Below are 22,856 nucleotides of genomic sequence, written 5' to 3' on the forward strand. Positions count from 1 at the left end.
TCAGACCCGAAGGACCTGCGAAATGTCCGACGACAAGATCACCCGAGAGCAGGCGCTCGAACAGATCGCGACGCTGTTCGACGCCCCCGAAAGCCGCTTTCCCCTGAACTTCAACTCCAAGATGCCCCGCATCCGCGAGCTGTTCCAGGCGGCGACCAAGAACCAGTGGGACCCCAAGCTCGACATCGCCTGGGACAAGCTCGACCCCGACGCCTACACCAAGGAGCAGCGCGACGCCGCGCGGCTCTACTGGAGCCGCCGCGCCTGGGGCGAATACGGCGCCATCTCCGAAAGCCCGGCGCTGCAGATCCGCTTCGTGGAGGAGGACCGCCCCTCCGACATGCAGATGTTCTTCTCCATCCGCTCCCAGGAAGAAGCCCGCCACGCCGAGGTCTGCCACGACATGGCCGAGCGCCTCGGCGGCTACATCGAAAAGCCCATCGAGCAGCTGTTCCAGACCTCGGTGTCGACCCACGGCGTGCGCCGCGCCGCGCTCGCCGCCGACGTGCCGCTCGAGGGCATCATCGCCGCCCTCGTGTGCACCGCCGAAGAGATCGCCTTCGACGTCTTCAAGCACCTCACCGACGTGACGTCGGACCCGGTGGCCAAGCAGATCGTCCGCCTGATCATGCGCGACGAGAGCCGCCACTGCGCCTTCGGCTGGTACTTCCTTGAAGAAATCTGCGACGACCTCACCGACGAGCAGAAGACGATGATCGAGGAAGCCGTCGTCAACATGATCGAGAAGGTGGAGCTCAACGGCTACCACAGCGTCTGGCTCGCGCCCGACAACCCCGGCACGCGCCACGAGATCCAGACCGACGAGGTGACCCACGGCGCCGGCCTCGGGGCGACCATCGAGGAGCTCGAGAAGCCGATCTTCATCGAGTCCATCGCCCGCATCCGCAAGCAGATGGGCGATCTCGGCATCAACCTGCCGCCGTTCGAGCACCCGAAGGTCGGGACCTTCTGATGTCGACCCTCGCCGCGGACCGGCCGACCCAGGGCGAGCTCGACACGATCTATTCCTTCGTCGAGCAGCGCTTCCCGCTCTATCTGTCGCCCAAGATCGCCTCGATCAACGACCTCTACGAGGCCGCCAAGCAGGGGCGCTGGAACCCCTTCCAGGAGGTACCCTGGAAGGCGCTGACCGCCGACGGCCTCGACCCCGAGACCGCCGCCGCCGTGCGCCGCACCTATAGCCGCCGCGCCTGGGGCGAGGCGACCGGTCTCACCGAGACCCCCGCCCTCCTCATCCGCTTCTGCATGGAAACGGGTCGCGAGGTCGACCCCAAATTCTTCCTCACCGTGCGCAACACCGAGGAAGTGTGGGCCATCGAGTGCTTCGACCGGGTGGCCGAAGCCTTCGGCGGGCGCATCGAGCGGCCGGAGAACCGGGCCTACGAAGCCGCCTTCAACCAGCACCGCCATCGCCAGGTGGTGTCGGCGAGCCAGCTGCTCGATGCTTACGTCGCCGTCCACTGTGCCTTCGAGGACGGGCTCGAATACGGCCTCACCAAGGCGTGGCGAGAGGGGGCGGCCGACCCGATCCTCGCCGGCATGTTCGACAAGATACTGCCTGGCAAGGAGCGCCACGGCACCTTCGGCTGGCTCTATTTGGAACACCGTGCTCCGACCTGGAGCGAGGAGGACAAGGCGGCCATCACCGAACAGCTGGTGCGCCACGTGAACGACGTCGAGATGCTCGGCCTCCACTGCCCCTGGCTCGCGCCCGAGCGGGCCGAGGCCGAGGCGCGCGCCGACGCCATCACCGCCGAGGCCGGCCTTGGCGCCGTGTCCAAGGAGGCGGAAAGCGAGGTTCTCGTCGGTTTTGTCGCCGATGCGCGTCAGCGCTTCGCCGAGCTCGGCATCGACCTGCCGCGGTTCAATTCCAACCACATCGGCTGGTTCTGACCGTGGACGGCACGAACACCCTCGTCCAGCTCGTCATCGCGGGGCTGTCGATCGGCAGCATCTACGCGCTCATCGCGCTGGGCTTCAACATCGTCTTCAAGTGCACCGGGGCGATGAACTTCGCCCAGGGCGAATGGGTGATGATGGGGGGGATGGTGACCGCGGCGCTCTTCGGGGTGTTCTCCTCCGTGGGGCTCGCGGTCGTCACCGCGACGGTGCTGATCGGCGCCATCGGGCTCGTGTCGGAGCGCATCACCATCTGGCCCGTGCGCCGGCCCGACCCGATGACGCTGACCCTCGTCACCGTGGGTCTCGCCATCGTCAGCCGCAGCCTCGTGATGATCTTCCTCGGCAAGATGCCGGCGGGCTATTCCGGCTTTTCCGGCACCGACGTGATCAGCATCGAGGGCGTCACGGTGCAGACGCAGAGCCTGTGGATCATCGCGATCACGCTCCTGTTCCTCGTCCTGATGCACTTTTTCTTCGAACGCACCGTGCTCGGCAAGGCGCTCCGGGCGGTGTCGGCCGACCCGCAGGCCGCCTCCCTCGTCGGCATCCCGTCGTCGCAGATGCTGATGCTCGCCTTCGGCCTCGCCGCCCTCGCCGGCGGGATCGCGGGCGCCATCGTCACCCCGCTCACGCTGATGACCTACGACCAGGGCGCCACCCTCGGCTTCAAGGGGTTCAGCGCGGCGATGCTGGGGGGCATCGGCAACCTGCCGGGCGCCGTCGTCGGCGGGCTGCTGCTCGGCCTCATCGAGACCTTCGGGAGTTTTTACATCTCGTCCCACTTCAAGGATGCGATCTCGTTCGCGGTGCTCCTCCTCATCCTGTTCATGCGACCGGCGGGGCTGTTCGGCCGGGTGGAAGTGGTGAAGGCCTGATGAGCCAGACCGCCGCCACCGAAGCGCCGCCCGCCGGCGCCCTCCCCGCCCACGACGACGTCCGCGACGACGCCCGCGAGGGCACCGGCGGGACCGACGCCGCGCCCGCCGCCCGGCCGGTGCGCAAGCCGCGCCTTTTCGCCCGCAACGCCGTCAGCTTCGTCGTCCTGTGGGCGCTGATGATCGCGGTCCCCTTCGTCGCGCCCAACTTCTACGTCGTCTCGCTGGTCAACCTCTTCCTGATCTACGTGATCCTGATCGCGAGCCTGAACCTCGTCATCGGCTTCTGCGGCCAGATCTCGCTGGGGCATGCGGGGTTCTTCGGCCTCGGCGCCTATGCGAGCGGGATCCTGAGCGCCAAGTTCGGCCTCACCCCCTGGCTCGGCCTGCCGGCGGCGGCGCTGGCGGGCGGGCTCGGCGCCTTCGTCATCGGGCTGCCGGCGCTGCGCCTCCACGGGCATTACCTCGCCATGGCGACGCTCGGCTTCAACGCCATCCTCGTCGTCCTGTTCAACGAGCTGATCCCCCTCACCGGCGGCCCCAACGGCCTCCTCGGCATCGAGCCGTTCGCCCTCGGCCCCATCGCCCTCGACACCGACGAGACGGTGTTCTGGCTCGTGTGGATCGTGTCGCTCGTCGTCATGATCGCCATCGCCAACCTCGTCGATTCGCGCATGGGGCGGAGCCTGCGCGCCATTGGCGGCAGCGAGCGCGGCGCCGCCTCCCTCGGCATCGACACCTACCGCACCAAGCTCGCCACCTTCGCCATCGCCGGCGCCATGGCCGGCATCGCCGGCAGCCTCTACGCCCACGTGAACCTCTACGTGTCGCCGGAAACCTTCTCGGTGTTCCCCTCCATCATGCTCCTCGTGATGGTCGCGCTCGGGGGCACGGGGCGGCTCTGGGGTCCGATCTTCGGCGCGGCCGTCTTCATCGCCGTGCCCCAGGTGCTGCTCGACTTCGCCGACCTCGAGCTCCTCCTCTTCGGGCTCGCGATGCTGATCGTCCTCATCGGCTTCCCGGCGGGCATCGCCGGCCTTGCCGACGGCTGGCGCCGGTGGCTCAAATGAGCGGGGAGAGCATCGCCGCCGCCACCGGCGACATCCTCGAGGTCGCGGGGCTGTCGCGCAATTTCGGCGCCATCGCCGCCGTCGCCGACCTCTCCTTCAAGGTGCGCGAGGGCGAGGTGAAGGCGGTCATCGGCCCCAACGGCGCCGGCAAGACCACCCTTTTCGACATGATCGCCGGCGTCACCGCGCCGTCCTCCGGCCGCATCACCCTCGCCGGCGAGCGCATCGAGCGGATGCCCGCCCACAAGCGCGTCGACCGCGGCATCGGCCGCACCTTCCAGACGCTGCAGATCTTCACCGAGATGTCGGTGCTCGAGAACGTCGTCGTCGGGCACTATCCGCGTGGGCACAGCGGCTGGGTCAACGCGCTCCTGCGCCTACCGTCGGGCCTCTCGGAGGAGCGGCGGGAGCGCGAGCACGCGATGGCGCTCCTCGAACGCGTCGGCCTCGCCGACCGGGCGAACGACCGCGCCGGCGACCTCTCCTTCGGCGACCGCAAGCTCCTCGAGCTGATGCGCGCGCTCGCGACGGGGCCGCGCCTCCTCCTCCTCGACGAGCCCGCCGCCGGCCTCTCCCATGCCGGCGCCGAGCGGATGATGGAGATCGTGGCCGAGCTCAACGCGGACGGCCTCAGCGTCCTCCTGGTGGAGCACAACATGCGCATGGTGATGAACCTCTCCCACGACATCCTGGTGATCGGAAACGGCCGCTTCATCGCCGAGGGCACCCCCGACGCGGTGCGCACCAACCCCGACGTGATCGCCGCCTATCTGGGCGAGGACGAAGATGCCTGACGCCGCCATCGCCCCGGCTCCCGAAGGGGCCGTCCCGGCCTCCACCGCCGCGAGCCTCGGCGACGGTCTCGTCGTGCGCGGCATCCACGCCGGCTATGGCGAGATGCGCGTCCTGCACGGCGTCGACATCGAGGTGGCGGCGGGGGAGGCGGTCTGCCTCATCGGGGCGAACGGCATGGGCAAGACGACGCTGATGCGCTGCCTCGCCGGGCTTCTGCGCCCCTACGAGGGCACCGTGGGCTTCGCCGGGCGCAACCTCACCGGCCTTTCCGCCGCCGCGCGGGTGCGCGAGGGGGTCGCCCTGGTGCCGGAGGGCCGCCACGTCTTCAAGCCGATGACGGTGCAGGAAAACCTCGAGATGGGCGCCTACAAGCGCCTGTGGCCCCGGCGCGACCCGAAGGTGGCCGCCGACCTCGCCCACATTTACGAGATCTTCCCCCGCCTCAAGGAGCGCCGCACCTCCCTCGCGGGGACGCTCTCGGGGGGCGAACAGCAGATGCTCGCCATCGGCCGCGCCCTCATGTCCCGCCCGCGCCTCCTCCTCCTCGACGAGCCGTCGATGGGGCTCGCCCCGCGCGTGGTGCAGGAAATCTTCGCCGTCATTCGCCGGATCAGCGCGGAGGGTCTCGCGATCCTCCTCACCGAGCAGAACGCCCGCATGGCCTTCCGCACGGTGAGCCGCTGCTACGTCCTCAGCGAGGGACAGATCATCAGCGAGGGCACCTCGGAGAAGCTCGCCGCCGATCCGGCGGTGAAGGCGGCCTATCTCGGCATTTGACCCATCCCTTTCCCCAATCCCTTTCCCCCATGACTTCGCCCCCGGAGAAGACGGTGACTGCCTCAGACTATCTCTCGCCCGAAATGCAGGACGTCCTCGCCCGCCTGGCGAGCGCCGCGATCGGCGTCAATCGCTACGAGCTCTCCTTCCCCGAGGCTCGGCAGGCGCTGGAAGCCCAGCGTTCCTGGTGGAACGACGTGAACCCGGATCTCCCCCGCATCGAGACCTTCACCATCGAGGCCGCCGGATCGACCTTCCGCGCCCGCCTCTACGATCCGCGCGAGGGGGCCGCGACGAGCACCGACACGCGGCCCGTATGCGTCTATCTCCACGGTGGCGGCTGGTGCGTCGGCAGCATCGACACTCACGACCGCATCACCCGTCTGCTGGCGCTCGCCTCGGGGCTCCGAGTGTTGTCGCTCGACTATCCGCTCGCCCCGGAGGCACCGTTTCCGCTGGCGCTCGACGCGCTCGTGGAGCTCGTGTCGGCGCCGCCGACGGATCCGCGGATCGGCGAGGCGACGGGGTGGATCATCTCGGGCGATTCGGCGGGCGCCAACCTCGCCGTCGCCGCGGCCCTGCGCCTGCGCAAGGCGGGGCTCCCGGCGCCGGTTGCGCTGCTCCTCTTCTACGGCTGCTACCAGAAGGACTTCGCGCTCGATTCCTACGTGCGCTTCGGTGGGGGCGACTTCGGCCTCAGTCTGGCGGCGATGCGCATGTACTGGGAGGCCTATGCCGCGAACGGCGGCGAGGAGGAGGAGCTCTATCCTCTCTACGCCGACCTTGCGGGCCTGCCCCCCTCCCTCGTCGTCGCCGCCGAGTGCGACGTCCTCTACGACGAGAACATCATGATGCACGAGAAGCTCCGCGCCGCGGGGGTCGATGCCGAGCTCGTCGTGGTGCCGCAGGTGATTCACGGCTTCCTCTCCTATGGCCGCACCCTGCCGGCCGCCGACGCCACGCTGAGCGAGGCCGGCGCCTGGCTCGCCGCAAAGGTCTCGGAGCCCGCCTGACACGCCGGCGGCGAAGCCCCTCTGCGCCGCGGCGGGGCTTCGCGTTGCCGCCACCTCGGCCGGCTGCGGCCCTGAACGGGCCTCCGCCTCCGCACCACAGGGCCCGCCATGCGGCCGACTGCGCCGCGTCGCCGCGAACCGGGTGACGGCAGGGCGCGAGGCTTCCCGCTCCAGGATCGCCGATTTCTCAGTGACTTCGCTCGGAGCTCGACGCTCTGGTCGAGACCGGGTGCCGACTTGCGCGTGGATACACTGCATGTGCCTTCGCTCCGCTCACTGGCGGTCGAGGCGAAGCGTCGCCGAGGTGGGCGGCCCCGAGGACGTAGTCGATCGGGACTCGGGTCGGCCGATCGAGGGCTTGAGGTCGCCGGTCCGACTCTTCTCGGGTGGCAATGCGAACTCTCAGATCGCAGAATAACCAACTGAAATTACGCGGAATTTATCGCGAACACTCCTCCACCTCACGAACGCCGGTCCTGCCGCCCTTCCTGGCGGGAGCTTCCGAACCCGCGTCATGCGGGCACACCGCGTCCAATTGGATCGGGCATGCCCTTGACTCTCGGGGATCCATGTATCCAATTTTGATCGATGAGGTTGGAGAGGGACGAGATGGTAGGCAGCGCAACTCCTGGCGGCCCGCTCGTGTGTCGCGGTTGGGAGCAAGAGGGCATCCTGCGCTGCTTGCTCAACAATCTCGATCCGAACGTCGCCGAGGACGTCGAAAAGCTCGTCGTCTATGGCGGTAAGGGCCGCGCGGCGCGCAGCCACAAGGACCTGAACCTCATCGTCGAGGCTCTGAAGCATCTCGGAGACGACGAAACCCTCATCGTCCAGTCGGGTGCCGCGGTCGCCGTGCTTCCGACCCATCCCGGCGCACCGCGGGCGATCATCTCCAGCGCCATGCTGGTGCCGGCCTGGTCGGATTCCCAGAGTTTCTGGAACCTCGAGGCGCGCGGACTGACGATGTACGGTCAGATGACGGCGGGCGGCTGGTTCTATATCGGCACCCAAGGCGTGCTCGGCTTCACCTACGAGACCTTCCTGGCGCTGGGGCGGAAGCACTTCGACGGCAAGCTCGCGGGCAAGCGCGTCCTCACCGCGGGTCTCGGCGGCATGGGCGGCGCCCAGGGTTTCGCCATCCCCAAGGCCGGCGCCCGCGCGCTGATCGTCGAGGTCGATGAAAAGCGCGCCCGGCGCCGCGCTTCGGCGGGCTGGGTACAGCATCTGACGCACGACTACGACGAGGCGATAGCGCTTCTCCACGCGTCCGACGCGCCGGAGGCGATCGCCCTGATCGGCAACATCGCCGAGGTCGCGCCGCGGCTGTTGAGTGACGGGGTCCACTTCGATGCCGTCACCGACCAGACGGCCGCCCACGATGCGCTGAACGGCTACGTGCCGATCGGCTACTCTCCGGAAGACACCCGCACCGCCACGGCGGACGACACGGCATATCTCGCCGCCGTGAAGGCCTCGATGCTGCGGCATGGCGAGGCACTGCTGGAGTTCAGGCGTCGGGGCAGCATCGTCTTCGAGTACGGCAACAACCTGCGCGACCAGGTGCGCCGGGCCGGGCTCGACGAGATCATGTCTATTCCGGGCTTCGTGAACGAGTATGTCCGCCCGATCTTCGCCTCCGGCGTGGGGCCGTTCCGGTGGATCGCGCTGAGCGGCGACGACGAGGATCTGCGCAAGAGCGAGGACGCGGTGCTCGAGGTCGCCGGAACGCCCGGCCTCGAGAAATGGTTCGAGCTCGCCCGGGCGGGCATCCCGCGGCAGGGTCTTCCGGCGCGCATCTGCTGGCTCGGTCTCGGCCAGCGCGATGCGGTGTGCACGCGGCTCAACGAGCTCGTCGCCGCCGGCGAGATCGGCCCGCTGGCGCTCGGTCGCGACCACATGGATCCGGCCTCGGTCGCCTCGCCCTTGCGCGAGACGGAAGGGATGCTCGACGGCTCGGACGCGATCGCCGACTGGCCCGTGCTCAGCGCCATGCTCAACTGCGCCCAGGGGGCGACCTGGGTTGCCGTCGGCAATGGCGGGGGCGTGGGTGTCGGCAACAGCATCCACACCGGCATGGTGGTCGTCGCCGACGGCACGCCGCGTGCCGCCGAGAAGATCCGCCGCGTCTTCTGGACCGACCCGGCGCTCGGCGTCGCCCGCTATGCGGACGCCGGCTACGACGCCGCCATCCAGCGGGCCGCGGAGACAGGGCTCAACCTGCCGCGTCTGACCGACACACTTGCGAAACGTCACACGGGAGAAGCCCGATGAAGCCGGAGTTGGCGGAACAGGACCGCTCGCCATGCTACAGTTTGAGCATCGACACGGGGGGCACGTTCACCGACGGCTTCGCATCCGGTCCCGATGGTCAGGTTCAGGTCAAGGTCGACACGACCCCGCATGATTTGACCCAGGGCTTCATGGCGTGCGTGGAAGCGGCCGCCGAGGCGATGAACGAACCGCTGGAGGATTTCCTCGCCCTGCTGCGGGACGTGCGCTTCTCCTCCACGATCGCCACCAACGCCGTGGTGCAGCGGCTCGGCCACCGCGTCGGGCTGATCGTCAGCGACGGCGGGCTCGCGGCCTACGGCTCCGACGGCGAGTTCGCGTCGCTTAGCGATTTCATCGATCCCGACTTCGTCGTCGCGGTGCCCGAAGCCGTCAGCGATGAGGGCGTCGTCGAGCTGGCACCGAACCCGGCCGACGTCGAGGCCGCCGTGCGCCGTCTCCTCGAGCGCGGCGTCGGGATGATCGTGATCAGCTTTCGCAACGCCGACAAGAACCCGGCGAACGAGGCGGCGGCGCGGGAGCTCATCACCGCCTCCTATCCGCGGCATTATCTCGGCGCCATTCCGGTTCTCCAGGCCGCCCGGCTGTCGTTGTCGCCGAGCGACTTCGGGCGCACGGCCTTGGCGATCCTCAATGCCTATCTGCACCCCTCGCTGGTGCGCAGCCTCTACAAGGCCGAAGACGGGCTGCGCACCAGCGGACACCAGCGCCCGCTGCTGATCGTCAACACCGACGGCTCGACCACGCGCGTCGCCAAGACGCGGGCGCTCGACACGTTCAACTCCGGCCCGTCGGCCGGCGTGATCGGCGCGGCGAATGTCGCCGCCGCGATCAAGGCGGAGCACGTCTGCACCTTCGACGTCGGCGGCACCACGACGGACGTCGCCTACATCCACGACGGCACGGCCCTGCGCACGCCGCACACCGTCGCCGCGAGCCTCTCGGTGCCGCACCCGGCCATCGACCTCTGGTCCTTCGGCCTCGGCGGCGGGTCGATCATCGCGCGCAAGGACGGGGCGTTGACGGTGGGGCCGAACAGCGCCGGCTCGTCGCCGGGGCCGGCGTGCTTCGGCTTGGGCGGCACCCATCTGACGCCGACGGACGTCTGGCTGATCCTCGGATATATCGACCCCGAGGGCTATCTCGGCGGGCGCCGCACCTTGCGCAAGGACGCCTCGATCGCCGCGCTCGACGCGGTCTTTCCGGGCGACGACCGATCGGCGGAAGACAAGGCCCTCGATGCGCTCGACGCCGTCCATCGCGCCTTGGCCGACGGGATGCGGGCGTGGGCCGCGAACCACCCGGAGCTGTTGTCGGGCCCGGGGCGTTGGCTCTTTTCCTACGGCGGCGGCGGCGGTCTCCTGTGTGTGGAGGCGGCGCAATCCCTCGGCATCGACCAGGTCGTGGTGTTCCCGCAGTCGTCCGTGTTCTCGGCGTTCGGCGGCGGCCTGATGCCGATCGCCCACGCCTATCGGGCGTCCGCCTCGCGTCTTGCAGGGCCCTTCAAGCTCGCCGCTCTGGTGGGCGCCGCCGAGCGCGATTTGCGGGCCGAAGGGATCACCGACCTCGCCGCGGTCAAAGCCTCGGTCAGCGTGTCGTCGACGGACGGGGTGGAGACGGAGATTCAGTCGGACCTCGCGTCGCTCAAGGCGGACGACGCGAGCGTCGACCTGACGCCGCGCAGTCATCGGGTCGACCTGCGCGTGGAGGTGGAGCGTCCCCTCGACGTGACGGTGCGCATGGGCGTGCCGGAATTGGGTAAGGCAGACCGGACCGTCCACACACGCGAGGGCGCGCGCGCCTATCCGATCGTGCGCGGGCTGGGCGAGCCGAACGCCGCGCCCGTCGACGGACCGGCATTCCTCGCGGCCCAGGACACGACGATCGTCATTCCCGAAGGCTGGCACTGCACGTTCGACGCGCTGGGCTTCGGCACTCTGCGCAAGGGGGCATCCCAATGAGCAAGCCCGACACGGAGCGACCGAGCCTCCTCGAGGTGACCGAATATCTCGCCATCGATCTGGACGCGCGGCGGTGGCAGTGCCGCTGCTGCGGTCACGATCTCGGCGAGGCGGCGAGCAACTACAAGTTCGCCTGCCTGGTCGCCGACCGCGACCCGCGCGAGGTGCACCCGCCGGTCATCGACGGTCCGTACACCTTCGCGCCCGATCCCGACTGGTGCCGGATCGTGGAATTCTACTGCCCCGGATGCCTGACCCTCATCGAGGCGGAATATCTGCCGCCCGGCCATCCGGTCACGCACGACATCGAGATCGATATCGATTCCTTGAAGAAGAAATCAGCGTGAGAGAACGATGAATCATTCATCGATCGAGATTGATATCGGCGGCACGTTCACCGATTGCTACGTCACCTCCCGCGATGGTCGGACGACCTGGTGCAAGGTGCGCACGACGCCGCACGACCTCGGTCTCGGCCTGTCCCGCGCGATCGATGAGGCGGCCCAGCGGTTGGACACGTCCGGCGACGCGCTGCTCGAAGAGACGAGCATCGTCCGCTACTCCACCACCGTCGCGCTGAACAAGTTGATCGAGCGCAGCGGGCCCAAACTCGCCTACATCACCACGTCCGGCTTCGACGACACCCTGCTGATCGGCCGCGCCAGCCAGTGGTCGGACGGCCTGCCGTTCAAGGAGCAGCGCAACGTCGCGCGCGTGAACAAGCCGGTTCCGCTGATCCCCAAGCATCTGACGGTGGGGGTGAAGGAGCGCATCGGCTCGTTCGGCGAGGTGCTGCGCCCGCTGGACGAAGACGATTTCCTCGCCAAGCTCGACCATCTCGTCGACCAGGGCGTGCGCGGCTTCGTCGTCTGCACGCTGTTTTCCTACCTCAATCCGGTGCACGAGCTGAAGATTCGCGAGCTGATCGAGCGCGAATACGACGAGTCCTATCTCGGTCGCATGCCGGTGTTCCTGTCGCACGAGGTCTCGCCGCGGAAGATGGAGTACACGCGTTCGACGATGACGCTGTTGAACGCCTACCTCCATCAGTCGATCTATGAGGAGCTCGTCGGCATCGGCCAGCAGCTGCGCAGCCGCGGCTACAAGGCGCCGCTGATGATGGTGCACAACACCGGCGGCATGGCGAGCGTGTTTCGCTCGTCCGCCGTGCAGACCTTCAGCGGCGGTCCCGTCGCCGGTCTGATGGGCAGCGCCGCGATCGGTGAGTCCTACGGGCGCTCGAACGTCGTCACCACCGACATGGGCGGCACCTCCTTCGACATCGGCATGGTGGTGCAGGGCAGCACCCGCTTCTATCAGTTCGCGCCGACCATCGATCGCTGGGTGATCGACGCGACGATCCTCGATACGCGCTCGATCGGTGCCGGTGGCGGCTCGATCGCCCGCGTCAGCGAGGAGCTCGGCGGCCGCCTCGATGTCGGCCCGGAGAGCGCCGGGTCGATCCCGGGCCCCGTCTCCTACGACCAGGGCGGGCGCGAGCCGACGGTGACCGATGCCGACCTCGTCCTCGGCTACCTCGATGCCGACAACTTCCACGGCGGCAAGCTCACGCTCAACAAGGCGCGGGCCGAGCGAGTGATCGGGACGAAGATCGCCAAGCCGCTCGGCGTCTCCGTTCCCCACGCGGCGCTGCTGATCAAGCGGATCATCGACGCCAAAATGGGCCTCGAGATCCACAAGGAAACCGTGCTGAAGGGCTACGACCCGCGCGACTTCACGGTGTTCGCGATGGGCGGCGCGGGCCCGGTCCATTGCTGCGGCTACACCGCCGCGGCGAACATGAGCGAGATCGTGGTCTTCCCGTTCTCCTCGGCGTTCTGCGCCTTCGGATCGTCGACGATGGACGTGCTCCACGTCTACGAGCGGTCGCAGCGCATCACGCTGCTGAAGCCCAGCGATCCGGACTCCTGGCTCGCCGACGGCAGCACCTTCAACGCCGTGGTCGAGGACTTGTCCGACCAGGCGCGCCGCGACTTCTCCGGCGAGGGCTTCGACAGCTCCAAGCTGACCTTCGAGCTCGAGCTCGAGATGCGCTTCGGCGGTCAGCTCAACGTCAAGCGGGTGGCCTCGCCGATGCTCCGGCTCACCGGCACCGAGGACGCCCGCACGATCGCCGCCGCCTTCGAGAAGGAGTTCAGCGAGGCCTATAGCGCGATGGGGCTGAACCCCGACGCCGGCATCGAGATCGAAGGCTTCATTCTGAAGGCGAGGCTGCCGCAGCCGCGGCCGGTTCTCCCGGTCTACCCCGAGGGCGGCCGGCCGGAAGGCGCCAAGGAGGCGCAGACCGGCACGCGCCTCGCCTTCTGGGATGTCGAGAAGGGGTTCGAGCCGACCCCCGTCTATCAGATGAACCTGCTGCTGCATGGCGACCGTCTGCGCGGGCCGGCGATCATCGAAGACGAGAGCACGACACTTGTTCTCGACCCGGGTTGGACCCTCAATGTCGACCGTCACCACGCGCTCGTACTGTCAAGGGAGACTGCCTGATGGCACTCGACGTCGCTCTGATCGAATCCGGCATCAAGCCGGTGCCGCCGACCCAGGAAGAACTCGACGCGGCCGAGGCGCTCCAGGTCGGTGATTACGAGATCTTTTCCGAGAACCTGGTGCTGATCGCCCAGGAGGGAAAAGAGGTCATGACGAAGATGGGCATCTCGTCCATGCTTCATTCCGGCGACACGATGGTCGGGATCTACACGGCGGCGGGCGACCTCGTCACCACCGTGTGCGGCACGCTGCTGCACAGCGTGACCGGCCAGATTCCGATCAAATACATCATCAAGCACTTCACCGACGATCCGAGTGTCGGCGTGCGCGAAGGTGACGTCTACTACACCAACGAGGCGCTCTACGGCGGCATCCACAACCCGGATCAGTTCGCGATCATGCCGGTGTTCGTCGACGGTGAGCTGCTCGCCTGGGTGGTCAGCGGGGCGCATCAGTCGGAGACCGGCGGCTCGGAGCCGGGCGGCGAGATCCCCGCGGCGACGACGCGCCACGACGAGGGCATGAAGCTCACGCCGATCAAGATCGGCGAGAACTACCGTCTGCGCACCGACCTCCTCAACATGATGGAGAACTTCATCTCGCGCGCGCCGCGCATGCAGGTCACCGACGTGAAGGCGCGCGTGGCGGCCTGCGACCGCGTGCGCCAGCGGGTTCAGGCGATGGCGGCGCGGCGCGGCACGGCGACCATGAAGGGTCTCTTCCGCAAGATGATCCAGGAGACGTCGTCCGGCGTGCATCAGCGCGTCGCGCGATGGGTCGACGGCACCTACCGCCACACGGTGTTCATGGACACCACCGGCCACGAGGACTCGCTGTTGCGCGCGTCGGTGACGCTGACCGTCAAGGACGGCAAGCTCAGCATCGACTTCGAAGGCAGCTCGCCGGAGCACGAAGGCAGCTACAACGCGTTCGCCTCCGTCATCCGCGCCCACTGCGCGGTGATCCTCTTCGAACTCCCGTTCAACGACTTTCCGATGTCGTCGGGCATGATGGAGCACATCGAGATCGCGGTGCCGAAGGGGTCGTTCTTCGACGCCGGGCCCGAGGCGGCGATCTCGTGCTCGCCGCTCGTCGGCGGTATGGTCTTCCCGCTCCTCGGCGTGGTGCTGTCGAAGGCAATGTACAGCTCCGAGCAGCGCGACCAGGTGTGCGGCTACACCTCGTCCAGCGCCTCCGCCGTCATGGTATCGGGCACCAACCAGCACGGTGTCCGGGTGACCGACTTCATGGGCTATCCGCTGAACGCCTACGGGCTCGGCGCCCGGTGCGATCAGGACGGGGTGGACGTGTTCGGCTTCCCGCACGGCCCGTGGGGCAAGGCGCCGGACGTCGAGGACATCGAGTCGGAGTTCCCGCTTCTCCATCTCTACCAGCGTCAGATGACGGATACCTGCGGCTACGGCAAATATCGCGGCGGGGTGGGCGCGTCGATCGCCTATATCGTGCGCGGGTCGCCCTACGTGGCGTTCACCTCGAGCCAGAAGGAATCGAAGTTCCCCGCCCACAACGGCCTCTTCGGCGGCTATTCCATGTCCACCTTGCCGGGCATTCAGGTCCGCGGGACGGACGCGCTCGCCAGGATGGCGGCCGGCGACCCCAACATCCCGACCGACGACTACGAGCTGGCCGTCGCCGAGGCCAACAAGACGCTGGGCGGCGAGGTGATCATGGAGCACCAGACGCGCGGCATCCGCGTGCTTGCCGAGGGCGACATCCTCGCCGCGAGCACGCAGGGGAGCGGCGGCTACGGCGACGTGCTCGAACGCGACCCGGCGAGCGTGGCGGAGGATCTCAGGAAGGAGGTCATCACCCTCGGCGTCGCCCGCGACGTCTACGGGGTCATCGTCGATCCCCAGCGCTTCCTGGTCGACGAGGAGGCCACCGCGGCGCGCCGCCAGGAGATGCGGCAGGCGCGTGGAGCCAAAGCCAAGCCCTACGGCGAATGGGTCAAGTCGTGGGAGGCGAAGCGGCCGCCGGATCAGGCGCTCAAGTGGTTCGGAACCTGGCCCGACGCCAAGCCCAACCGGGACGTGGTGAGAATCTGAGGGATGGCCGCGCTGCGTGACGCCTTGGCAGGGAAGAGCCGCTGCTTCGTCCCGTACGCCTGGGAGGAACTGCCGTCGCTCGTCAATATGAGCGCCGGCCCCGGCTGGTGGACCGATGCGACCGGGTGCCGACGCCTCCTGCTCGACCTGATCGGGGCAACCGGAGCGCACGGCGCGGTGGTCGATATCCTTCACCCAAGCGAGCAGCGCCTGCTGGCGGACGAGCCCGGATTGGAGGGCCTTTGCGACGACGTCCTCGACAACCCGGTCGTCGCCGACGCGATCGACAGGCTCAGCCGTCTTGCGGCGACGGTGCAGGTTCCGCTCGTCGCCGCCCTTCCAAGCTTCCACGACGGGGACGCCGACCTGGTGGGTGACATTCTGTGCGACATCGCCGGAGCGGCGATGGGGACCGGCATCGCCGCGATCCTGATCGCTGGCGCCGACGGGGCGGTGGCCGGCCGGATCAAGCGGCTCGCGGACAATTTCGATCTTCCCGTGATCGTGCTGGGCGAGGACGGCGCGCGCGAGATCACCCGCGACGGGGCGGTGGCCGTGGCGGGGGACGTGCCAGCCGGCGTGGTTCTGACGCCGGGCGACGTCAGCCGCAGCTGGACCCTTGCCGAGATCAAGCAGTTCGGAAGCGCGCCGTGACGGCGGGTGGCATCGACCCGACGGGAAGGGGATCTTGATATGACGATGGGCTCGCCCGCCGACGCGCGCCAGACGGTGGCCATCGTCGGTGCCGGCGCGATGGGAGCGGGGATCGCCATCGCCTGCGCTCGGGCGGGGCATCCGGTGCGCTGCTTCGTGCGCAGCGACGAGTCGCGGTCGAAGCTCTTCGAGCGGATCGGCACGGCGCTGGACGTTCTGGTGTCCGCCGACCTCGCACAGCCGTCCGAGAAGGACGGGATCGTGGAGCGCATCAGAACGGCGCCCTCGATCGGCGAGGCCGTCGAGGGCAGCGCGCTGATCGTGGAGTCGGTGCCCGAAGCGGTTCCGCTCAAGCTCGAGATCTTGGCCGCGATCTCGGACAGCTGCGAGGAGAGTGCCGTCATCACGACGAACACCAGCTCGCTGGATCTCGCAGAGCTCGAAGGCGCCGTCGCGGGGCCGGCCCGGTTTGCGGGGCTCCACTGGTTCTACCCCGCCGAGTTGGTCGAGGTCGTCGAGATCGTCGCCGCCCCGTCGACGGCGCCGGCCGTTCTCGACGCGCTGCAAGCCTTCGCCGAGGGGATCGCCAAGCAGGTCGTGCGGGTGAAGCGACCGATCCCGGGCTTCGTCGTCAATCGACTGCAATATGCGCTGCTGCGTGAGGCGCACCATCTGATGGCCGAGGGCGTGTGCGACGCGCAGGACATCGACGCCTCGCTCGTGGCCTGTCTCGGTCCGCGTTGGTCGGCAACGGGACCGTTGGAGAGCATGGATCTCGCCGGTCTCGACGTTCACCTCGCCGTCGCCCAGCAGCTCTATCCGCAACTGTCCGCCGCCACGGAGCCGCATCCCCGGCTGGTCGAGCTGGTCGCGAAGGGAGATCTCGGCGCGAAGTCCGGACGGGGCATCTGCGGCGGCTATGATAGCGTGTCGGTAACCAAACTGTTCCAACGTCGCGCTGCGGCAATCCGTGCCCTCCGCCGCGCCGAGCGCACGTGACAGCCTCCTTTGGATGAAGACTTGTGCGAGGGTCGCATAGACGACGTGAGACCGATGCGAAGACGATGAAGAGCACCGATACGATCGTTCGCCCGCACAGACTCCTCGAAGAGGTCGGGCATGGCTCGAACCTCGTGGACGACATCGCCTTTCGTCTCCAGGCGGACATCCTGCATGGCGCCTTCGCGCCCGGCCAGCACCTGAAGCAGACCGATCTGTGCGATCGCTACGGCGTGAGCCGGACGCCGATCCGGGAGGCGCTGCAGCAGCTTCAGGCGCAGGACATGGTCGTCATCGTGCCCAACAAGGGCGCGATCGTTCAGTCGCCGACGGCGAGCGGCCTGATGGAAGTCTACGAGATCCGCGCGGAGCTCGAAGGGTTTGCCGCCGAGCTGGCGGTCGCCAACTGGACCGAGGACGACGAGATCGAGCTGTTGTCGACGCAAGCCAAGCTGACGGCCCTCGTCGAGATCGCCCTCAGCCATGCCAACGTCACGTCGGAGTCGGAGACGAAAGTGGCGACGCGCATCGCCGCGGTGAACGAGGAGTTCCACGCGATCTTCCGTTCCGCGTGCCGCAATCAGCGGCTGAAGGGACTGATCGTCAACCTGCAGAACTCGGTGCCGGTGCGGCAGGTGTGGTTTGCCGTAAAGAACGCGAACGAAGCGCACCGCCTCAACGTCGAGGATCACGACGAGATCATCGACGCGTTCCGCCGACGCAGCCCATCCGATGCGCGCGAGGCGACGCGGAAGCACATTCTGCGTGCGGGGCGATGGCTCGTCGAGGCCTTCGGCCGCCAGGACACGGTCGACTAGCGACGCCGACGGCGACCTCGTTGGTCGCTCGCCCGGGGCTGAGCCGTCGAACATGCTCGTGCCTACCGCGACGGCAAGACGCCTGTATGTCGGGCGATTGGTCTGCGCACATGGGGGTGAGGCGCGGGAGCGCCCGCTTGCGCCGGCTCTTCACGGTTGCGTTAGGCGCCTGCGGCGATTGCAAAAATCCACGATTGAGGACTTGTCATTTTACATCGGTCGATGCCATTTCAGATCGACAGAGCGGGTGATGCGCCTTGGACTCATCCATCGATCTGACGCGGGCGAACGGGTTTGGTCCCTTGCCGCGACTTCTCGAGCAGCGCGCTGGGGAGCGCGGCTTGCAGCGCACGTTCGAGGCGGTGGGCGTGCCGCAGGCCGTCATCGAGGCGCCGCACATCCCGATCCCGCTGCGGGCGATGATCGCTCTTCACGACCGCGCGGCACACTGCCTCGGTGACCGGACCTTCGGGCTGGAGCTCGGCCAGACGATGGCGGCGACGGCCTACGGGCGCTGGCGGGAATATGGAGCGCTGGCGCCCGATCTCGGCACCGCGATCCGGCGGCTCTGCAACACGTTGTCGATGCATCAGACCGGGGCCCATCTCTCGCTCCTGCCGATGGGGGACCGGTACGTCTGGCGCTATTGGCTCGTGCGGCGGTTCGACGTCGACGTCCAGACCCACGCCGATCACGTGCTCGGCCCGATGCTCCTGTTGTGCCAGCACTATTTGGGGCTCGGCTGGAAGCCCGAGTTCGTCGAGCTCAGCTACAGGCGCGATCCGGACGCCGGGTTGATCGAGGAGCGCTTGCAGATCCCGGTTCGCTTCGAGCAGCCGGGGGTCGGCGTCGTTCTGAAGCCGGCCGATCTGTTGCAGCGCCAGCGGGTCGCGCCGGCCGGTTGCGCGGGGGCCGTCACGCTGCGCGAGGTGGTGGCCGACGTCGTTCTCGCCGATGCGCCGGAGCCGGCCCGGTCGATCGCGGCGGTGGTGACGCTTCGTCTTCTCGACGGGCGGGCGGACATCGACGGTGTGGCTCAGATGACCGACCTCAGCGTCCAGAGCCTTCAGCGGCGACTGAGGGAGAAGGGCTACACGTACCGCGAGATCGTCAACCAGGCGCGCCACAGGAGGGCCGAGGCGCTGCTTCGCGAGACGGAGATGTCGGTGCTCGATATCGCCCTCTCCCTCGGCTACGAGGACCACCCCAACTTCAGCCGTGCGTTTCGGCGATGGGCGGGATGTGCCCCGTCGACCTATCGCAACACCATGAGGGAGGCGGCTCTTTCGGGCGTGCGCGCCAAGCGGAAATGACAGGGCTATCGGCACGGTCGACCGAGAGCCGCGGATCGAAGGGTCGTCGCCGACGGGGCCCGGGCTGCGTCCCCGGCGAGCCTGCCGGGGAGGGGCCGATGCGTCTCCGAGTGCCTACGGCGCGGGGTGGACGGCCTGGGCAAGCTGCGAGAAGTCGACGTCCTGGCCCGCCAGCGGAACGCCCTTTTCCTTGAGAGCGCGCTGCAGCATCGCGAAGGCGTAGCGGCGGATCGCGAACTGCTGGCCCGGAACCGCCGTGAACTTGCAGCCGATTTCATAGCTGCGCCCGGTGATGGAGACGGCGCCCTGCGACTTCAGCGGGCCGATGATCTTGTCCTTCAGCTCCGGATCCTGCGCCATCTCTTCGCCAACCTTCTTGACGAGCTTGCGGACCATCTCGACGTCGGTGTCGGCCGGGACGCGGAAGGTGAACTTCATCACCGCCCAGTCGCGGCTGGCGTTCTTGATGGTGCCCATCTTGGAGAACGGCACCGTGATGACGGCGCCCCGCGGGTGGCGCAGCGTCGCCGAGCGCAACGAGATCCGCTCCACCGCGCCGCCGCCGGCGTCGGTCTCGATGTACTCGCCGACCCGCAGGGCATCTTCGTAGAGGTAGAAGAGCCCGCTGATGATGTCGGTGACGAGGGTTTGCGCGCCGAAGCCGATCGCGAGGCCGAGCACGCCCGCCGAGGCGATCAGCGGCGCGACGTTCACGCCGAGCGACGTCAGCGCGGTGAACGCCGTCACGAGCACGATCAGCACCAGGGCGGCGCCCCGCAGGATGGGAAGGATCGTGTCCATGCGGTCGCCGGCGCCACCCATCTCGCCGTGCTCGGCGGCCTCGTCGCCGTCCTTCTTGCCGTGTGCCTCGCCCAGAATGCCGAGGACCGCGCGCCACACCGCGACGCCGACGACGATGATGACCGCGGCCTCCATGATGTGCGGCACGATGGCGGCGAGCCCTTCGGCGTCGGAGTTGCCGAAGGGCTGGATCCCCCAGGCGGTGAAGAGAAGGGATGCGATGCCGACGATCACCGCGCCCTCCGCGAGAGCGAAGCCGGCGAGGACGGCCGGGGTCTTTTCGTGCTCCTCGAGCTCGCCGACCCAGATCCGGAGGGCGGCGACGATGAGCGGCGCGAGGACGAGCAGGAACACGGTGGAGCCCGCCCCGGAGGCCGCGGCGGCCCCGAGGAGGCCGAGCGCGCCGAGGGACTTCACCGTCATGTCGAGAACGACGAGGACGATGTAGAGCGTGACGGTTCGGCGCGCGAGGCGCGTGCCCCAGCTCGGGCTCGCCTCGCCGTTGTTGGCGAGGGAGCGGCCGATGAGGCTCCCGAGCGGCCGACGGATCGCGACGAAGAACGAGATCGTGGCGATACTCAGGATGACGGCGAGCACGAGGCGGGCGAGGGAGCCGGAGGGATCCGTGCCCACGGCCATCTCGACGAAGCCGCGCAGCGTCCCGATCGCGGCGACGGCGATCGCGAGCGGGAGCACGGCGCGCTGGACCACGTGGGCCTCGGCGTCGGTGAAGCCCATCAGGCGCCGCTCGGGCGCCGTCGGGGCGACGCACACCGCGACGAACAGACGGATGATGCGGGCGAAGATGATCGCCATGATGACGGCGCGGCCGAGGACGCGGCCTTCGTCGCTGAACGGGAGGAGCCGTCCGACGATGACGGCGACCACCGTGAAGATGGCCAGTGCGATCAGTCGCCGCACGAGGAAGCGCAGCGCCCGCGGGGCGCGGTCACGCAGGCGGGCGACGTCCGATCCGGCCGCGGCCGAACGCTTCGGGGACATCAGGCGGAACACGCCTTCCGCCACGGCGCCCGCGACGACGGCGATCGCCATGTAGGCGAGCAGGGTCAGCCCACCGGCGGCCGCGAAGGCGTTGGCAAGGTCTGCCGGGAACGATCGGGCGGCGACCACCGCGGCGGCGAACGCGTCGTCGACGCTGGGCGGGGCCGTGGCTGCTGCGGTGGGGGCGACGAAGCCGGCATCGGGGAAGATCGCATGGATCCGAGAGATTTCGTCCGCCGGCGTTCCCGCCGGGACGGTAATGATGATGTCCGACACAGCCCGTGTGCGTTCCATTTCAAGATGTTGACCGCGTAATACTACGCGATCCGTCGCGCGGTGTCTGTGCTTTTTGCGTCAGTGCGGCGCCGCGACCATCCCTCGGCGAGCCGGCCGGCGGCGGGCCAGGGCACTCCCCGCGCCGGGCGGGCGAACGCCCTCCCGACAGAGCGCACCCCGAGAGCTCGCTCGGCGGTTCGTCGGGACGGGTCACGCCCACGGGCCGTCTAGCGCGCTTGCCGCTCAGCTTGGATCAACCTGAGCGAAGAGCAATCGCGCCAGATCTGGAGAGCGAGCACGCTTTTCCCACTCAACCCGATTCAGGTTGAGCGGGAGGTGCTCTAGGACCTGTGGAGCCCGCGAAACTTCATCGGGGACACGCCCATCCAGCGCGTGAAGGCACGGGTGAAATTCGAGTGCTCTTCGTAGCCGAGCGTCAGGGCGATTTCGGAAATGGAGAGTCTGGTTTCGAGCAGCAGCGACACGGCACGCGTGCGGCGTGTGGCCTCGAGGATCTGCCGGTAGGAGTAGCCCTCTCGCCGAAGCCGACGCTGCAGCCCCTGCAGGCTGAGACCGGCCAGTTGCGCCGCGCCGTCGATATCGGCGTGGCCGTCGAGCAGGCGCAGCGCGACGACGGCCGACACCGAGCGGACCGCCTCGGGCGCGGTCTCGGGGACGGTTTCCTCTAGAACATCGTGCAGCTCGACCTGCACGGGACGCGCGTGCGGCAGAACGAGCGGCGGGCGGCGCACGTCCTCTGCCCGAATGGCGAGGGCGATCCCTTGCCTGTCGAAGTGGACCGGCGTCTGGAGGCGGCGTTCCACCGCCGCGGCGTCGCGATCGTGGCGATAGTTGACCTCGATCCAGGCCGGTGCCCAGTCCTCGCCCAAGTAATGCTGAGCAAACTTCATCATCGGGTAGATGAGGTGGTCGATATATTGGGCGCGCACCGTCTCGCCCAGCGGGGGGGTCGCGCGCCACAGCCACACCGGACCGGAGCGATGGAAGGACCACGTGAACCCGCGCTGGTGCGACCAACTCGTCGCGCACACACGCACGATCGCCTCCCGCAGAGTCGGCGCCTGCAGGCTGTGCCTCATCCAGTTGCCGTAGCCGAGGTGCGTCATGCGCTCCCCGATATCGAGGCCGAACGTGCGGGACCCGAGCTGGTGTGCGGCGCGCTCGAACAGCTCGGCCATCGCCCGGATCGGGATCGGCCTATCCGGCTCGGCCTCGAGCGCGAGCGGCAGCTGGGTCGATTGAAAGGTCCTGATGAGGGCCGCCTCGCCGGCGCGCTCCTCCAGAAACGACGGGAGAGAACCGAAGCCGCGCGCACGCGCCAGAGGCACGACGGCGAGCTTCGTCATCGGCGGACCTCCAAGTGACGCAAAATGACTAACCGAAACACGGAAGGTCGGGCCATAGAGGAGCTGTCCGTAGCTTGGAAACGAGGCGGCAATCTTGCGGTAGGAGGTCCCTACCCGAGAGCTGACCGCAAAGCAACATCGCATATACGAACTTGCTGACAAGCAAAGGTATGACAGTTTTGCGATTTGCCAAAATATAGTTTAGGCGCTCGATCTAAATATTTGCTCAGGAGAGTTCTTATTTGGCGTATATATAGTATATAAATATTGGAATAGAGACGCAAAGATTGTGTTTGGTCGGCATGTGCGACGCATCACTCGATGTATGCCTTCCGTGTTCTCGTCACTG

General features: G+C 68.1%; 18 protein-coding genes. 16 read left to right on the forward strand and 2 right to left on the reverse strand.

Annotation, left to right across the window (positions count from 1 at the left end; genetic code table 11):
- Positions 1 to 22 precede the first annotated feature (22 nt).
- The 16 genes from JCR33_RS22575 to JCR33_RS22650 all read left to right on the forward strand — a co-directional run bounded on the left by JCR33_RS22575 (position 23) and on the right by JCR33_RS22650 (position 19,061).
- Positions 23 to 973, forward strand: coding sequence for a hypothetical protein (locus tag JCR33_RS22575; protein ID WP_198884407.1), 951 nt, complete (start codon positions 23 to 25; stop codon positions 971 to 973).
- Positions 973 to 1,914 carry a hypothetical protein gene (locus JCR33_RS22580; RefSeq protein WP_198884408.1) on the forward strand — a complete coding sequence of 314 codons (942 nt, stop codon included), beginning with the start codon at positions 973 to 975 and terminating at the stop codon, positions 1,912 to 1,914. The genes JCR33_RS22575 and JCR33_RS22580 overlap by 1 nt, the downstream gene beginning before the upstream one ends.
- Before the next feature lie 2 nt (positions 1,915 to 1,916).
- Positions 1,917 to 2,798, forward strand: coding sequence for a branched-chain amino acid ABC transporter permease (locus tag JCR33_RS22585; protein ID WP_198884409.1), 882 nt, complete (start codon positions 1,917 to 1,919; stop codon positions 2,796 to 2,798).
- The gene (locus tag JCR33_RS22590; RefSeq protein WP_198884410.1) at positions 2,798 to 3,868 is read left to right on the forward strand and encodes a branched-chain amino acid ABC transporter permease; all 1,071 of its coding nucleotides are present in this window, start codon (positions 2,798 to 2,800) and stop codon (positions 3,866 to 3,868) included. Before JCR33_RS22585 ends, JCR33_RS22590 begins: the two co-directional genes overlap by 1 nt.
- Positions 3,865 to 4,662 carry an ABC transporter ATP-binding protein gene (locus JCR33_RS22595; protein ID WP_198884411.1) on the forward strand — a complete coding sequence of 266 codons (798 nt, stop codon included), beginning with the start codon at positions 3,865 to 3,867 and terminating at the stop codon, positions 4,660 to 4,662. Before JCR33_RS22590 ends, JCR33_RS22595 begins: the two co-directional genes overlap by 4 nt.
- A gap of 103 nt (positions 4,663 to 4,765) precedes the next feature.
- Positions 4,766 to 5,440 (forward strand): ABC transporter ATP-binding protein, encoded by a 675-nt coding sequence (locus tag JCR33_RS22600; RefSeq protein WP_232372775.1) that lies wholly within the window; start codon positions 4,766 to 4,768, stop codon positions 5,438 to 5,440.
- 53 nt (positions 5,441 to 5,493) lie between these two features.
- Positions 5,494 to 6,453 carry an alpha/beta hydrolase gene (locus JCR33_RS22605; RefSeq protein WP_198884413.1) on the forward strand — a complete coding sequence of 320 codons (960 nt, stop codon included), beginning with the start codon at positions 5,494 to 5,496 and terminating at the stop codon, positions 6,451 to 6,453.
- A gap of 588 nt (positions 6,454 to 7,041) precedes the next feature.
- Complete coding sequence (locus JCR33_RS22610) at positions 7,042 to 8,724, forward strand: urocanate hydratase (RefSeq protein ID WP_408628778.1); 1,683 nt, start codon at positions 7,042 to 7,044, stop codon at positions 8,722 to 8,724.
- Positions 8,721 to 10,703: a hydantoinase/oxoprolinase family protein gene (locus JCR33_RS22615; protein ID WP_198884415.1), complete on the forward strand. Its 1,983-nt coding sequence runs from the start codon at positions 8,721 to 8,723 to the stop codon at positions 10,701 to 10,703. Before JCR33_RS22610 ends, JCR33_RS22615 begins: the two co-directional genes overlap by 4 nt.
- The gene (locus tag JCR33_RS22620; RefSeq protein WP_198884416.1) at positions 10,700 to 11,050 is read left to right on the forward strand and encodes an acetone carboxylase subunit gamma; all 351 of its coding nucleotides are present in this window, start codon (positions 10,700 to 10,702) and stop codon (positions 11,048 to 11,050) included. Before JCR33_RS22615 ends, JCR33_RS22620 begins: the two co-directional genes overlap by 4 nt.
- A 7-nt stretch (positions 11,051 to 11,057) precedes the next feature.
- Positions 11,058 to 13,211, forward strand: a complete 2,154-nt coding sequence (locus JCR33_RS22625) for a hydantoinase/oxoprolinase family protein (RefSeq protein ID WP_198884417.1) — start codon at positions 11,058 to 11,060, stop codon at positions 13,209 to 13,211.
- On the forward strand, positions 13,211 to 15,277 hold the full coding sequence (locus JCR33_RS22630) for a hydantoinase B/oxoprolinase family protein (protein WP_198884418.1): 2,067 nt from the start codon (positions 13,211 to 13,213) through the stop codon (positions 15,275 to 15,277). Before JCR33_RS22625 ends, JCR33_RS22630 begins: the two co-directional genes overlap by 1 nt.
- A 3-nt stretch (positions 15,278 to 15,280) precedes the next feature.
- Positions 15,281 to 15,931, forward strand: a complete 651-nt coding sequence (locus JCR33_RS22635; RefSeq protein WP_198884419.1) for a hypothetical protein — start codon at positions 15,281 to 15,283, stop codon at positions 15,929 to 15,931.
- Positions 15,932 to 15,970: 39 nt separating this feature from the next.
- Positions 15,971 to 16,930 carry a 3-hydroxyacyl-CoA dehydrogenase family protein gene (locus tag JCR33_RS22640; protein ID WP_198884420.1) on the forward strand — a complete coding sequence of 320 codons (960 nt, stop codon included), beginning with the start codon at positions 15,971 to 15,973 and terminating at the stop codon, positions 16,928 to 16,930.
- A gap of 65 nt (positions 16,931 to 16,995) precedes the next feature.
- Complete coding sequence (locus JCR33_RS22645) at positions 16,996 to 17,748, forward strand: GntR family transcriptional regulator (RefSeq protein ID WP_198884421.1); 753 nt, start codon at positions 16,996 to 16,998, stop codon at positions 17,746 to 17,748.
- A gap of 341 nt (positions 17,749 to 18,089) precedes the next feature.
- Entirely contained in the window at positions 18,090 to 19,061 is a 972-nt protein-coding gene (locus JCR33_RS22650; protein ID WP_198884422.1) for a helix-turn-helix transcriptional regulator, read from the forward strand.
- Between the two features lie 114 nt (positions 19,062 to 19,175).
- Here JCR33_RS22650 and JCR33_RS25600 read toward each other — a convergent pair whose 3' ends face one another.
- Both JCR33_RS25600 and JCR33_RS22660 read right to left on the reverse strand, forming a co-directional pair.
- The gene (locus JCR33_RS25600) at positions 19,176 to 21,140 is read right to left on the reverse strand and encodes a mechanosensitive ion channel family protein (RefSeq protein WP_211110528.1); all 1,965 of its coding nucleotides are present in this window, start codon (positions 21,138 to 21,140) and stop codon (positions 19,176 to 19,178) included.
- Between the two features lie 341 nt (positions 21,141 to 21,481).
- Positions 21,482 to 22,507 carry a helix-turn-helix transcriptional regulator gene (locus tag JCR33_RS22660; protein ID WP_198884424.1) on the reverse strand — a complete coding sequence of 342 codons (1,026 nt, stop codon included), beginning with the start codon at positions 22,505 to 22,507 and terminating at the stop codon, positions 21,482 to 21,484.
- Positions 22,508 to 22,856: the final 349 nt, after the last annotated feature.

This window comes from Acuticoccus mangrovi (genome assembly GCF_016411865.1).
Lineage (GTDB): Bacteria > Pseudomonadota > Alphaproteobacteria > Rhizobiales > Amorphaceae > Acuticoccus > Acuticoccus mangrovi.